13 protein-coding genes are annotated in these 12,309 nt (G+C 71.5%); 5 read left to right on the forward strand and 8 right to left on the reverse strand.

All coding sequences use genetic code 11. The annotated features are described in order from the left end of the window. Positions 1-37: 37 nt before the first annotated feature. The 4 genes from GA0070561_RS14170 to GA0070561_RS14185 all read left to right on the forward strand — a co-directional run bounded on the left by GA0070561_RS14170 (position 38) and on the right by GA0070561_RS14185 (position 2,860). Entirely contained in the window at positions 38-706 is a 669-nt protein-coding gene (locus GA0070561_RS14170; protein WP_091402081.1) for a response regulator transcription factor, read from the forward strand. Further along, on the forward strand, positions 703-1,878 hold the full coding sequence (locus GA0070561_RS14175) for a sensor histidine kinase (protein ID WP_091400628.1): 1,176 nt from the start codon (positions 703-705) through the stop codon (positions 1,876-1,878). The genes GA0070561_RS14170 and GA0070561_RS14175 overlap by 4 nt, the downstream gene beginning before the upstream one ends. A 146-nt stretch (positions 1,879-2,024) precedes the next feature. Then, positions 2,025-2,444, forward strand: coding sequence for a VOC family protein (locus GA0070561_RS33590; protein ID WP_208603766.1), 420 nt, complete (start codon positions 2,025-2,027; stop codon positions 2,442-2,444). After that, positions 2,441-2,860, forward strand: coding sequence for a VOC family protein (locus GA0070561_RS14185; protein ID WP_091400633.1), 420 nt, complete (start codon positions 2,441-2,443; stop codon positions 2,858-2,860). Before GA0070561_RS33590 ends, GA0070561_RS14185 begins: the two co-directional genes overlap by 4 nt. A gap of 88 nt (positions 2,861-2,948) precedes the next feature. Here the strand turns inward: GA0070561_RS14185 and GA0070561_RS14190 are convergent, their stop codons facing one another. From GA0070561_RS14190 to GA0070561_RS14225, 8 genes are all read right to left on the reverse strand, one after another. After that, positions 2,949-3,611: a dihydrofolate reductase family protein gene (locus tag GA0070561_RS14190; protein WP_091400635.1), complete on the reverse strand. Its 663-nt coding sequence runs from the start codon at positions 3,609-3,611 to the stop codon at positions 2,949-2,951. After that, entirely contained in the window at positions 3,608-4,084 is a 477-nt protein-coding gene (locus tag GA0070561_RS14195; RefSeq protein ID WP_091400637.1) for an SRPBCC domain-containing protein, read from the reverse strand. Before GA0070561_RS14195 ends, GA0070561_RS14190 begins: the two co-directional genes overlap by 4 nt. After that, complete coding sequence (locus GA0070561_RS14200) at positions 4,081-4,419, reverse strand: ArsR/SmtB family transcription factor (protein WP_091400640.1); 339 nt, start codon at positions 4,417-4,419, stop codon at positions 4,081-4,083. The genes GA0070561_RS14195 and GA0070561_RS14200 overlap by 4 nt, the downstream gene beginning before the upstream one ends. A gap of 159 nt (positions 4,420-4,578) precedes the next feature. Beyond that, on the reverse strand, positions 4,579-5,397 hold the full coding sequence (locus GA0070561_RS14205) for a hypothetical protein (RefSeq protein ID WP_091400643.1): 819 nt from the start codon (positions 5,395-5,397) through the stop codon (positions 4,579-4,581). A 170-nt stretch (positions 5,398-5,567) separates the two neighbouring features. After that, on the reverse strand, positions 5,568-7,628 hold the full coding sequence (locus GA0070561_RS14210; protein WP_091400646.1) for a 3-hydroxyacyl-CoA dehydrogenase NAD-binding domain-containing protein: 2,061 nt from the start codon (positions 7,626-7,628) through the stop codon (positions 5,568-5,570). After that, entirely contained in the window at positions 7,625-8,821 is a 1,197-nt protein-coding gene (locus tag GA0070561_RS14215; RefSeq protein WP_091400648.1) for a thiolase family protein, read from the reverse strand. The genes GA0070561_RS14210 and GA0070561_RS14215 overlap by 4 nt, the downstream gene beginning before the upstream one ends. Before the next feature lie 233 nt (positions 8,822-9,054). Then, positions 9,055-10,389: a ribonuclease D gene (locus GA0070561_RS14220; RefSeq protein WP_091400650.1), complete on the reverse strand. Its 1,335-nt coding sequence runs from the start codon at positions 10,387-10,389 to the stop codon at positions 9,055-9,057. Positions 10,390-10,484: 95 nt separating this feature from the next. Next, complete coding sequence (locus GA0070561_RS14225) at positions 10,485-11,057, reverse strand: DUF3000 domain-containing protein (protein ID WP_091400652.1); 573 nt, start codon at positions 11,055-11,057, stop codon at positions 10,485-10,487. Positions 11,058-11,206: 149 nt separating this feature from the next. Here GA0070561_RS14225 and hemE point away from each other — a divergent pair, with 149 nt between their 5' ends. Continuing rightward, positions 11,207-12,304 (forward strand): uroporphyrinogen decarboxylase, encoded by a 1,098-nt coding sequence (gene hemE / locus GA0070561_RS14230; RefSeq protein ID WP_091400654.1) that lies wholly within the window; start codon positions 11,207-11,209, stop codon positions 12,302-12,304. Positions 12,305-12,309: the final 5 nt, after the last annotated feature.

The raw sequence follows: 12,309 nt of genomic DNA on the forward strand, positions 1-12,309 counted from the left end.
CACTAGGTTGTCGGTGGTCAGCAGCGAGGAGGCCGGGATGCGGGTACTGGTGGTCGAGGACGAGCGCAATCTCGCCGACGCGATCGCACGCGGGTTGCGCAAACGGGGGATGGCGGTCGACGTGGCGTACGACGGCGACGCCGGCCACGAGGCGGCGTTCGTCACCCGGTACGACGTGGTGGTGCTGGACCGCGACCTGCCGGGCGTGCACGGTGACCAGATCTGCGCCGACCTGGCGGCCTCCGGCGCGTTGACCCGGGTGCTGATGCTCACCGCCAGCGGCACTGTCGCCGACCGGGTGGAGGGGTTGCAGCTCGGCGCGGACGACTACCTGCCCAAACCGTTCGCCTTCGACGAACTGGTCGCCCGGGTGCAGGCGCTGGGCCGGCGGGCCACCCCGGCCGCGCCTCCGGTGCTCGAACTGGCCGACCTGGTGCTCGACCCGGCCCGCCGGGTGGCCACCCGCGCCGGGGTGCCGGTGGACCTCACCAACAAGGAGTTCGGGGTGCTCTGCGAGCTGCTCAAGGCGCGTGGCGCGGTGGTCTCCAGTGAGGAGCTGCTGGAACGGGTCTGGGACGCGAACACCGACCCGTTCACCACCATCGTCCGGGTCACAGTGATGACGCTGCGCAAGAAGCTCGGTGACCCGCCGATGATCGAGACGGTGGTCGGGGCGGGCTACCGCACCGCTGAGGTAGGCGCGTGAGCCGCCGGTTGCGACCCACCCTGCGGCTGCGGCTGACAGTGCTCAACGGAGTGCTGCTGATCGGGGCCGGAGCGATCCTGGTGTTGCTGGCCTGGCTGCTGGTCCGCGACGCGTTGCGTCCCACCGACGAGTTGGTGCCCGGCACGATCGTGCTGCTCTCCGACGGCCGGCAGATGGACGCCGCCGAGTGGCAGCGGCAGTTGGTCGACGCCGCCTCCGGGGAGCTGCTGGCCAAGGGCCTGGTCGCGCTGCTGGCGATCAGCGTGGTCGGGGTGGCCGGCGCGTACGCGGTTGCCGGTCGGGCGCTGCGCCCACTGCACCAGGTCACGGCGACCGCCCAGCGGCTCGGTGAGGCGACCCTGGACCAGCGGATCGGTTACTCGGGCGCCGACGACGAGGTGGCCGAGTTGGCCAAGACGTTCGACGCCATGCTGGACCGGATCGCGTCCGCCTTCGAGGCCCAGAAGCGTTTCGTGGCGAATGCCTCGCACGAGCTGCGTACCCCGCTCGCCGTGATGCGGACGGAGATCGACGTGACGCTCAGCGACGACGACGCGGACACCGCCGAGTACCGCCGGATGGCGACGGTGGTCCGCGACGCCTCCGAGCGGGCCAACGGTCTGGTGGACGCGCTGCTGGTGCTGGCCCGCAGCGAGGCGCAGGCCGGGCGGCAGCTGGGCCGGCGTACCGAGTGTGACCTCGCCGCGGGCACCGCCAACGCCCTGTCGGCGATGCGCCGCGAGGTGGAACGGATCGGCCTGCGGGTGCAGACGTCGCTGGAGTCCGCGCCGGTCGTCGGTGACCCGGGGCTGCTCGACCGGCTGGCCGGAAACCTGATCGAGAACGCGGTCCGCTACAACCATCTGCACGGTCGGCTCTGGGTGCGTACCGGCACCGACGGTGACCGGTCCTGGCTGGTGGTGGGGAACACCGGTTTCGAGGTGGACCAGGCCGACGTGCCGGGGCTGTTCGAGCCGTTCCGTCGTGGTGGCCGGGAACGCACCGGAGCGCGTGGCTCCGGCCTGGGGCTGTCCATCGTCCGGGCGGTCTGCGCCGCGCACGGCGGCACCGTGCGGGTGGTCGCGCAGCCCGGCGGTGGCCTGGAGGTGACGGTCACCCTGCCGTCGTCGGACGCCCCGGCCGTGCCCGGAACGGTGTCCGCCGCCGGCTGATCGGGGTTGCGCGCCCCGCTCGGCCGATGGCAAGATCGCCGGGTCAGCTCGGAGTGAAGGGGGGTGCGTCGATGTCCATCAGTCAAGGCTCCGCACCCCGGGTCCTCGCAGGCTGACCCCCGGCGGCGGAGCGTCCCCATCCGAAGATGGAGAGACCACCCGTGTATCCACGGATCCGCAACATCAGTTTCGACTGCCACGACACGTACACCCTGGCCGGCTTCTGGTCGGCGGTGCTCGGCTACGCCCGGCTCCCGGAGGACGTTCCGGGTGACCCGGAAGCTGCCCTGCTGCCGCCGGACGGTGCCACGCCGAACATGTTCTTCCAAGCCGTGCCCGAGGACAAGGTGACCAAGAACCGGGTTCACATCTGCCTGGAACCGGTCGACCGGACCCGCGACGAGGAAGTCGAGCGGGTGCTCGGCCTCGGGGCCACCATGGTCGTCGACCGGCGGCGCGCCGACGGGACGGGCTGGGCGGTTCTCGCCGACCCGGAGGGGAACGAGTTCTGCGTCGTCCGCAGCGCCGGGGAGCGGGTCGACACCACTGTGGAGGACCAAGCATGAGTTCGACGATCCACAACATCAGCATCGACTGTCACGACACGTACGCCCTCGCCGGCTTCTGGGCGCAGGTCTTCGACTGCCCACGGCAGCCCGACGACTTCCCCGGCGACCCGGAGGCGATGCTCCTGCCGCCGGGTGGCCCGGAGGTGCTGTTCATCGCGGTGCCCGAGGGCAAGACGGTGAAGAACCGGCTGCACCTGGACCTGCAACCCGCTGACCGGACCCGGGCCGAGGAGGTCGAGCGACTGCTCGGCATCGGCGCGACGTTCGTCGCCGACCACGTCGGCCCGACCGGCGGTGGCTGGGTGGTGCTCGTCGACCCGGAGGGCAACGAGTTCTGCGTGCTCGGCAACGCAGCCGAGCGGGCGGCCGCGGCAGCGGCGCGGGCGGCGGCAGCGGTTGCCGAACCGGCCTGACCGTCGACGTACGGCACCGGGCACCGGCCACCTTCGCGTGGCCGGTGCCCGGTTCCACGCCCCCGGGGGCGGGACCTGACCGCGAGATTCAGGCCGTGGCCGGGCCGTGCCGTGGCGCGGGCGACTGGACGAAGGCCGCCGCGCCCTCGTACTCCGCCACCGGGGCGGTGCCGACATGCTCGTACTCGAGTAGAAGCAGACCCTTCGCCGTCGCTTCGTGATGAACCAGTCGGAGGCCGACGGACGCGCTCGGCTGGTCGAGCAGCCGACGCCCGGAACCGGCCACGGTGGGGGCGACGACGAGTCGGAGTGTGTCGACGAGGCCGGCCGACAACAGAGCCTTGCCAAGTCGTGCGCTCCCGTGGATCTGGAGTTCCCGTCCGGGCCGGGCCTTGAGCTCCCCGACGGTGTGGATCGGGTCGCCCCGGAGCAGCGTCGTCGGGTGCCAACCACCCTCCGTCAGGGTGCTGGTCACTACGTACTTCGGTAATGAATTCATCCGTTCGGTGAACGGATCGTTCGGGTCGGTGATCTGCGGCCAGTCGCGAGCGAACGCCTCGTAGGTCCGCCGTCCGAGCAGCAGACCGTCGGCGAGACCCAACCAGTCAGAGGTCCGGCGGACGAAGACCTCGTCCAGGTAGGGCACGAGCCAGCCGCCCCGGGTGAAGTCGTCGCTCGTGTCCTCGGTCGGCGAGCCGGGCCCCTGGCTGACGCCGTCGAGAGTGACGAACTCGGTAAGGACGATCTTCACAGCGCCCCCTGGCTCTCGGCGAGCCCGGCGAGTTGTTCGGTGACCGAGCCCCAGCCGTCCGCGAAGCCGATCTTCTCGTGAAGGTCACGAGCGGCGGGATCACCGTGACGGACGATGATCCGGTAGTCCGTGCCGTCCGGATGATCCTTCATGGTGATCTCCGCGGTCATCGGGACCGGGGTTGGGTGCGCGGGCCGCCAGGCGCTGTCGATCACGTTGGTGAACACGATCCGTTCGAGAACGTCGACGACGAGGAAGCACGCGTCGAGGTGCGGGACGAACTCCACCCCGTCCTCGCTCAGTCGGGTCACGAGTGCGCCACCGGGCCGGACGTCCAAGCGATCGACGCGGCACAGGGCCGGCGCCGGTATCCACCACTTCTCGAAGCGGGACGGGTCGGTCCAGGCGTTCCACACGGCGGCGAGAGGTGCGCGGATGACCCGCGTCATTGTCAGGTCCAGGTCGGGATTCATTGCTGGTTCTCCTGCTCATCGGTGACGAGGCGTTCCAGGCGATCCGTGCGCTCTTCCCAGATCCGGCGCTGCTCCGCGAGCCAGTCGTCGACGACAGCGAGGCGCTCGCGGTTGAGCACGCAGGTGCGCACCCGTCCGGACTTGGTCGTGTGGATCAGTCCGTTCGACTCGAGCGTCTGCACGTGCTTCATGAACGAGGGAAGAGTCATCGGAAACTCGCGAGCGAGGTCACCGACGCTCGTCGGACCGTGGCCGAGGCGGCGGATGACCCAGCGCCGGGTCGGGTCAGCGAGGGCGACGAACACGCCGTCGAGCTGCGCCGAATACTGTGCCATGCGGCTAAGTGTTGCTGGAGATGACACTTAGCGCAAGGGCAAAGTATCGGCGGCCCCGGGGAGTGGCTGCCGTGCCGACGGCAGCCGGTCGGCACGCTTCAGGAAAGCAGCAGGGGCCCCGGCCACCCGAGGGTGGCCGGGGCCCCGGTCTCGTACGGATCAGGACTGCTGCTCGACCTGGCCTCGGATCGCGGTGAACTCGGCCTTCGCCTGGTCGGCGGACTTGAAGTACATCACCACCATGCCCAGGCTGCCCCGGTCGGCCCAGACGCAGATGCCCAGCGGCACGGAGTCGGCCTTGCCGTCGCCGCAGCGCGCCTCACCGCCCAGTGGGCCGGCGTCGACAGCCGTCATCTTGTTCACCGTCAGCTGCTTGGACAGGCCGTCCACATAGGCGTCGAGCTCCTTCTTCGGATCCGACAGCAGCCCGGACACGCCCGCGATCATGACGAGGTCCTGCTTGGTCGGGTCACCGTAGAAGGCGGCGACCGTGCTCGTCTCGTTCCCCGCCGCCGTCTTCATCCCCGCGACCGCCTGGTCGGCGGCCGTCAGGAGCTCCGGGTTGGTGAGCTTCGGCCGGCCGGCGAGGGTGGTCGGCGCGACCACCCGGGTCTTGCTGGCGTCCACCACGGCGCCCACGTCGTCCTTGACGACGAGCCAGGTGATCGCCACCCCGCCGACGCAGAGCACCAGCACCACTGCCAACACGATCAGCACGATCTTGCCGACGTTCGACTTCTTCGCCGGGGGAGGGCCCCCGGCCAGGTTCGGGTCACCGTACGGCTGACCCGGCTGCGCGGGCGGGAAGCCAGGCTGCGCCGGCGGGAAGCCCGATTGCGCGGGTGGGAAACCACCGGGCTGCTGTGGGTGTCCCTGCTGCTGCGGCGGCGCCCAGCCGCCAGGCTGCTGGCCCGGCTGCTGCGACGGGTCGGGGAAATTCTGCGGCGAGCCGTAGGGATTGGCCGGCGGCTGGGACATCAGTCAGCTCCAAGATGGGGGTGCAAAACGCGTGATCCTAACCCGGCGCGGCGCCCGCCGTCGTCCCCGCGGAAACCCGCGGCTGGCGATCGACTGATCACAAACAGTCGCGGTGGCCGGTCCGTCCACGAGAGACGGTCCGACCACCGCGACAGTGGTACAGGGATCGGTCAGGCCGGCAGGCTCGCCGCACCACGCGGCAGGAACCGCTTGCCGGTGACCCGCTCGGAGGTGCCGGTCCGGTCCAGGTACGGCGTGACGCCGCCCAGGTGGAACGGCCAGCCAGCGCCCAGGATCATGCACAGGTCGATGTCCTGCGCCTCGGCGACCACACCCTCGTCCAGCATCAGCCGGATCTCCTGCGCGAGCGCGTCGAGGGCGTTCTGGCGTACCTGCTCGGCGGTCAACGGCTGGTCACCGACCACGAGCAGCTTGGCGACCTCTTCGTTGATCTGGTCGTCGACCACGAGCGGCTGGCCCGAGTCGGCGATCCGCTTGAGGTTCTCGCTGACCTCGAACCGGTCCGGGTACGCGGCGTGCAGGGTGCCGCCCACGTGGTACGCGACGGCCGGCCCGACCAACTGGAGCAGGGCGAGCGGACGCATCGGCAGGCCCAGCGGGTCCAGTGCGCTGTTCGCCACGTCCAGCGGAGTGCCCGCGTCGACGGCGGCGAAGACGGTGCCCAGGAAGCGGGTGAGCAGCCGGTTCACCACGAACGCCGGAGCGTCCTTGACCAGCACGCTCGACTTCTTGAGCTGCTTGCCCACCGCGAACGCGGTGGCCAGGGTGACGTCGTCGGTGCGCTCGCCCCGGACGATCTCCAGCAGCGGCAGCACCGCCACCGGGTTGAAGAAGTGGAAGCCGACCACCCGCTCCGGGTGCTCCAACTCGGCGGCCATCTCGGTGATCGACAGCGAGCTGGTGTTGGTGGCGAGCACCGCCTCCGGGGAGACGATCTTCTCCAACTCGGCCCAGACCTGCTTCTTGACGCCCAGGTCCTCGAAGACCGCCTCGATGACGAAGTCCGCGTCGGCGAAGGCGCTCTTGTCGACAGTGCCGCTGACCAGGCCGTACAGCTTGGCGGCGGTGCCCTTGTCCATCCGGCCCTTGGTGACGGCCTTCTCGATCTGGGTGTGCACGTAGCCGACGCCCTTGTTCACCCGGGACTGGTCGAGGTCGGTCATCACCACCGGCACCTGAAGGCGGCGGGCGAACAGCAGCGCCAGCTGGCTGGCCATCAGACCCGCGCCGACGATGCCGACCTTGGTGATCGTGCGAGCCAGGCCCTTGTCCGGAGCGCCGGCCGGGCGCTTGGCCCGCCGCTGCACCAGGTCGAACGCGTACAGGCCGCTACGCAGCTCCTCGGAGAAGACCAGGTCCGCGAGCGCCTCGTCCTCGGCGGCGGTGCCGGCGGCGAAGTCGCCGTCCTTCGCCGTCTCCAGCAGGTCGAGCGCCTTGTACGCGGCCGGGACGGCGCCGTGCAGCCGCTGGTTGAGCGTCTCCCGGGCGAAGTAGAGCACGCCCGCCCACATGTCCTTGTCGACCTCGGGCCGGGTCACGGTGACCTGACCCCGGACCACGCCGGCCGCCCACTCCAGGGACCGCTCCAGGAAGTCCGCCGGCTCCAACAGGATGTCCGCGATGCCCAGCTCGGCCGCCTGCTTCGGCTTGAGCATCTTGTTCTGCATCAGCGGGTTCTGGATGATCACCTGGGTCGCGGCGGGGATGCCGATCAGGTTCGGCAGCAGCTGGGTGCCGCCCCAGCCGGGCACCAGACCGAGGGAGACCTCGGGCAGCGCGAGGGCCGCCGCGCCGCCGGAGAGCGTCCGGTAGTGGCAGTGCAGCGCCAGCTCCAGGCCACCGCCCATCGCCGCGCCGTTGACGAACGCGAAGGTGGGGACGGTGCTGTCCTTGAGCCGGGCGAAGACCCGGTGGCCGAGCCGGCCGATCTCCAGCGCCTGCGCACGGTCGGCGAGCTGCGGCAGGCCGACGATGTCCGCGCCCACGCAGAAGATGTACGGCTTGCCGGTGACCGCGATGAACGCCGGGTCGGCGGCGAGCGCGGCGGTGATCGCCTCGTCCAGGCTGGCCAGCCCACCCGGGCCGAAGGTGTTCGGCTTGGTGTGGTCGAAGCCGTTGTCCAGCGTGATCAGGGCGGCGGGCCGGTCCAGCCCCGGCACGTTCACCTGACGCAGCAGCGCCCGGGTGACGACCTCGTTCGGTGCCTTCACTTGTTGCCACCCTCCCAGTGCGGGTTCTCCCAGATGACCGTGCCGCCCATGCCGATGCCGATGCACATCGCCGTGAGGCCGTACCGGACCTCGGGGTGCTCGGCGAACTGGCGGGCCAGCTGCGTCATCAGCCGCACGCCGGAGGAGGCCAGCGGGTGACCGATGGCGATCGCGCCGCCCCACGGGTTGACCCGCGCGTCGTCGTCGGCGATGCCGAAGTGGTCGAGGAAGGCGAGCACCTGCACGGCGAACGCCTCGTTCAGCTCGAACAGGCCGATGTCGTCGATGCTGAGCCCGGCGAGGCGCAGCGCCTTCTCCGTCGACGGGATCGGGCCGACGCCCATCACCTCCGGCTCGACTCCGACGAAGCCGAACGACACCAGCCGCATGGCGACCGGCAGGCCCAGCTCGCGGGCGGTGGCCTCGTCGGCCAGCAGACTCGCGGTGGCGCCGTCGTTCAGGCCGGCCGCGTTGCCCGCGGTGACCTTGCCGTGCGGGCGGAACGGGGTCTTCAGGGTGGCCAGCTTCTCCAGCGAGGTGTCCCGTGGGGCCTCGTCCACAGTGGCCAGGCCCCAGCCGCCCTCCGCGTCGCGGATCGACATCGGCACCAGGTCGTCCTGGAGCTTGCCGTTGGCGTACGCCTTGGCGGTCTTCTGCTGCGAGGCGAGCGCGAACGCGTCGGTGCGTGCCTTGGTGATGTGCGGGACCAGGTCGTGCAGGTTCTCCGCGGTGGAGCCCATCACCAGCGCGGACGGGTCGACCAGCTTCTCCGCGATGATGCGCGGGTTGGGGTCGACGCCCTCACCCATCGGGTGGCGGCCCATGTGCTCGACGCCACCGGCGATGGCGATGTCGTACGCGCCCATGGCGATGCCGCTGGCCACGGTGGTGACCGCGGTCATCGCCCCCGCGCACATGCGGTCGATGGCGAAACCGGGAACGGTCTTGGGCAGCCCGGCCAGCAGGGCGGCGGTGCGGCCGATGGTGAGGCCCTGGTCGCCGATCTGGGTGGTGGCCGCGATGGCGACCTCCTCGACCCGCTCCGGGGGCAGCTGCGGGTTGCGACGCAGCAGTTCCCGGATGCAGCGGATCACCAGGTCGTCGGCGCGGGTGTTGGCGTACATGCCACCCGCCTTGCCGAACGGGGTACGGACGCCGTCGACGAAGACGACGTCGCGAACTTCACGGGGCACTTGAGCCTCCTATTCGACCGTGATCGGCCTTCGCGCCGAGCGGCACGCCGGACCGAACAAGGGTCGCCGACACGGGCACGTTTCCCTCGAATGCTACTCGCCAGTAACCAACCCCGTCGCCACCCCCGCCTGTGGCCCACCCCACACCCAGCTCCGGTCGATCATGAAGTTATTGCCGAGACACGCCGGTGCGTGTGGCAACAACTTCATGATCAACAGCGGGGAGGGGCGGGTCAGGAGGTGGGGGTGGGGGGTGGTGGGGTCAGGGCTTCGGTCAGGTCGGGGGTGAGGAGGCCGATCTGCCACTCGCGGGCGTTGAAGCCGCGCAGGGTCTCCGCGACCGACGCCTCGGTGATCTCCTCCGGCGGGGTCCAGGCCAGCCGGCGGACCGAATCCGGAGTGATCAGGTTTTCCGGCGGAAGGTTGTGCTCGCCGGCGATGCGGATCACGACCTCCCGGCAGCGGGCCAGCCGACCGGCCGCCACCGGGTCCCGCTCGGCCCACCGGTGCGGCGGAGGCGGGCCCTCCACTGCCGGCGAGACCGGCAGGGAATCCTCCGGCAGCTGCCGGGCGTCGTCGAGCGCGGCGAGCCAGGTGCGGGCCAGCCGACGGACCGACCGACCACCGAAGCCGGGCAGGGTCAGCAGGGTCTTCTCGTCCTTCGGGTCCAGCTCGGCCGCGGCGATGATCGCCGAGTCGGGCAGCACCCGACCGGGAGCGGCGTCCCGCCGGGCCGCGATCTGGTCCCGGGCGTACCACATCGAGCGGACCCGGGCCTGGGCCCGCGCCCCCCGCAGCCGGTGGATGCCCGAGGTGCGCCGCCACGGCTCCGCCCGGACCCGGGGCGGGCGTGCCCCGGTGCGGACCAGCGCGGCGAACTCCTCCGCGGCCCACGCTGACTTGCCCTGCCGGGTCAACTCGGCGTCCAGCGCGTCACGCAGGTCGGTGAGCAGCTCCACGTCGAGGGCGGCGTACGTCAACCACGACTCGGGCAGCGGTCGGCTCGACCAGTCGGCCGCCGAGTGGTGCTTCTCCAGGGTGAAGCCGAGCAGCTGCTCGGTGAGCGCGGCAAGCCCGACGCGTTCGAAGCCGGCCAGCCGAGCCGCCAGCTCGGTGTCGAACAGTCGGCGTGGATGCAACCCCACCTCGGCCAGGCAGGGCAGATCCTGGCTGGCCGCGTGGAGGACCCACTCGGCCTCACCGATCACCGCGTCCAGCGCGCTGAGGTCGGGCAGGGGCAGCGGGTCGATCAGCGCCGTGCCCGCACCGGCCCGGCGCAGTTGCACCAGGTACGCGCGTTGGCTGTAGCGGTAGCCGGAAGCCCGTTCGGCGTCCAGGGCGACCGGGCCGGTGCCCGCCGCGAAGCGGGCCACGACCTCGGCAAGCTCGGCCGGGGCGGCCACCGGATCGGGGGTGCCGTCACGCGGGGCGATCAGCGGAACGGGCCCACCGTCGGCCGGGTCGGCCCCCTCGCCCGCCGGCTGCGGCTGGGCCGACGGCGGGTGCTGGGGTGCGTTTCCCGGAAGTTCTTCGGTGGGCCGACGGCGCAGGGGTGGTTCGTCGGTCACCTGCCAACCCTAGTGCGCGCGGAGATCCGGCGGGTGCAGCCGGTCCGGCGTGTGTCGATCAGGTGTCCGCAAAGTGTCCTCCCGAGGGCCGAACGTCAGGCTGCGCCGGCCGGGCGGCGATCGGAGAGGGCGGTGACGCCGGGTGGGGGGAGACCGGCGGTCGAGGCGAGCAACGCGCACCAGCCGAGCAGGTGTGGGGTCAGGTCGTCGTCGATCGGCGTCCAGGACGCGCGGATCTCGATGTCGCCGATGGTCGGTGGCCCGGCGAGATCGCCGAACCGGGTCGACATGGTCTGCGTCACCGTTCCGCCGATCGCCCGGTGGCCGGCGTCCTGGGCGTCCAACGCGTCGGTCAGCCACGTCCAGCCGACCCCGGGCAGCAGCGGGTCGGCGGCCAGATCGACCTCCAACTCGGCGGTCACGTAGGTGACCAGCCGCAGGGTGCCCTGCCACGCCTCGTGCCCGACCGGGTTGTGCAGCAGGATCAGCCGGCCGGTCGCCACCTCGTCGTCGTCGCGCAGCACGGTCGCGGCGAGCGCGAACGCGTACGGGGCCAGCCGCTGGGGCGCGCCGACCTCCTCCAGGGTGATCTCCGGCCGAGGGGCGGCCGACCGCAGCCCGGCGACCGCTCGGGCGAACGTCTCCGGGAGCGCGATCGGGGGGGCCATGTCGGCAGCCTATGCCGACGCCCGCCCCCCGCTTCGACGGCGCGCCGACGCTCACCGAGGGGCCCTCGCTTCGACTGCGAGGTAAGGAACGGTGCCCTTCCTCTCACCCCCACCCGGTTGGGGGTGGCGGGCGTGGCACGATTGCGGCGATGACCACGGACACCACGGGCACTGTCGCCCGAGACGGAGATTCCCGCCCCGGCGGACCGGCCGACTCGCCCTTCATCAGGGCCTGCCGACGTCGGCCCGTCCCGCACACCCCGGTCTGGTTCATGCGCCAGGCCGGCCGCTCCCTCCCGGAATACCGGGAGATCCGGGCGAGCGTGCCGATGCTGGAGTCCTGCCGGCGCCCGGATCTGGTCACCGAGATCACCCTCCAGCCGGTGCGCCGGCACGGCGTGGACGCGGCGATCCTGTTCAGCGACATCGTGGTGCCCGTCGCCGCGGCCGGGATCGACCTGGACATCGTGCCGGGCACCGGCCCGGTGGTCGCCGAGCCGATCCGCACCGCCGCCGACGTGGAACGGATCCGCCGGATCACCCGCGACGACGTCTCGTACGTGGACGAGGCCGTCCGGCAGTTGGTGGTCGAGCTGGGCGACACCCCGCTGATCGGTTTCGCCGGTGCGCCGTTCACGCTGGCCAGCTACCTGGTCGAGGGCGGGCCGTCGCGCACCCACGCGAAGACCAAGGCCCTGATGTACGGCGACCCCGAGCTGTGGCACGCGCTCTGTGCCCGGCTGGCCGAGGTGACGTTGGCCTTCCTGCGGGTGCAGATCGAGGCCGGCGTCTCCGCCGTGCAGCTGTTCGACTCGTGGGCTGGTGCGCTCTCCGAGGCCGACTACCGCCGTTTCGTGTTGCCGCACTCGACCACCGTGCTGAGCGGGCTGGCCCACGCCGGAGTGCCCCGGATCCACTTCGGGGTGGGCACCGCCGAGCTGCTCGGCGCGATGGGCGAGGCCGGGGCCGACGTGGTCGGCGTCGACTGGCGTACGCCGCTGGACGTGGCCACCGGCCGGATCGGCGCGGACAAGGCGGTGCAGGGCAACCTGGACCCGTGCGTGCTGCTCGCGCCGTGGCCCGTCGTCGAGGCCGAGGTGCGCCGCATCCTGGAGCAGGGCCGGGCGGCCCCCGGCCACGTGTTCAACCTCGGCCACGGGGTGCTGCCGGAGACCGACCCGGAGGTGCTGACCCGGGTGGTCGCGCTGGTGCACGAGCTGTCCAGCCGCCGAGCCGACCAGGGCTGACCGGG

Origin of the sequence: Micromonospora saelicesensis (genome assembly GCF_900091575.1) — a bacterium.
Taxonomy (GTDB): domain Bacteria; phylum Actinomycetota; class Actinomycetes; order Mycobacteriales; family Micromonosporaceae; genus Micromonospora; species Micromonospora saelicesensis.

Coding starts and splice junctions, on each gene's coding strand:
- GA0070561_RS14200 (WP_091400640.1), bottom strand. CDS start 4,419: ATGGCACAGTATTCGGCGCAGCTCGACGGCGTGTTCGTCGCCCTCGCT.
- GA0070561_RS14205 (WP_091400643.1), bottom strand. CDS start 5,397: ATGTCCCAGCCGCCGGCCAATCCCTACGGCTCGCCGCAGAATTTCCCC.
- GA0070561_RS14185 (WP_091400633.1), top strand. CDS start 2,441: ATGAGTTCGACGATCCACAACATCAGCATCGACTGTCACGACACGTAC.
- GA0070561_RS14225 (WP_091400652.1), bottom strand. CDS start 11,057: ATGGCCCCCCCGATCGCGCTCCCGGAGACGTTCGCCCGAGCGGTCGCC.
- GA0070561_RS33590 (WP_208603766.1), top strand. CDS start 2,025: ATGGAGAGACCACCCGTGTATCCACGGATCCGCAACATCAGTTTCGAC.
- hemE (WP_091400654.1), top strand. CDS start 11,207: ATGACCACGGACACCACGGGCACTGTCGCCCGAGACGGAGATTCCCGC.
- GA0070561_RS14170 (WP_091402081.1), top strand. CDS start 38: ATGCGGGTACTGGTGGTCGAGGACGAGCGCAATCTCGCCGACGCGATC.
- GA0070561_RS14195 (WP_091400637.1), bottom strand. CDS start 4,084: ATGAATCCCGACCTGGACCTGACAATGACGCGGGTCATCCGCGCACCT.